The organism is Serratia odorifera, assembly GCF_041448735.1.
Lineage (GTDB): Bacteria > Pseudomonadota > Gammaproteobacteria > Enterobacterales > Enterobacteriaceae > Serratia_F > Serratia_F odorifera.
The window spans coordinates 1-592 of sequence record NZ_JBGMUT010000068.1 but is presented as its reverse complement, the minus strand read 5'-3'; the positions used below and the strand labels follow the sequence as shown (position 1 = coordinate 592).

Here is a 592-nt window from a genome sequence, read left to right as displayed (position 1 = left end):
GTTAAAAGGAATTTCCCCTAGTGTCTTCTTATATTTTATGTAATCTACATATTTGACCTTTTCTACATCCTTTGATTACTTACTGAATATAGTCATACAGATTTTTCGCTAACAATAAACAAGTTACTGTAATGAAAAGAGCACGAACATACCCACTTCCTTTTTTTATAGCGAATTTGGAGCCGACAATTCCTCCAGCAATTTGAGCAATCCCCATTATGAAGCCATACACATAGTTTACTTGCCCTACGTACATAAACATCAACAATGCACCAACATTACTTCCTAAATTAAGAAACTTCGCAGTACCTGCTGCTTTTAAAAAATCATACCCAATAAATAAAAGAGAAAACATTAAAAACGAACCTGTGCCAGGCCCTAGAAATCCATCATAAAAACCAATAGCAAAAATAAAAAAGGTAAAAATAATGACGTGTCGACCAGACAATTTTTTATGAGTGGAAATACTTCCCCAATCCTTCTTGAATATCGTATAAATAGCGACCACACCAAGCATGATCAGCATTAATAGCTTCAGTACTTCTGGATTCATTAAATGAACGGTCCATGCCCCTATTATGGAACCTATGAA

The 592-nt window shown here is 34.6% G+C and carries 1 protein-coding gene; it reads right to left on the bottom strand.

The window, feature by feature from the left end; translation table 11 throughout:
- Positions 1-79 precede the first annotated feature (79 nt).
- A partial coding sequence (locus ACCC84_RS23885) for a sulfite exporter TauE/SafE family protein (protein ID WP_371902437.1) occupies positions 80-592 on the bottom strand: 513 nt, incomplete at its 5' end.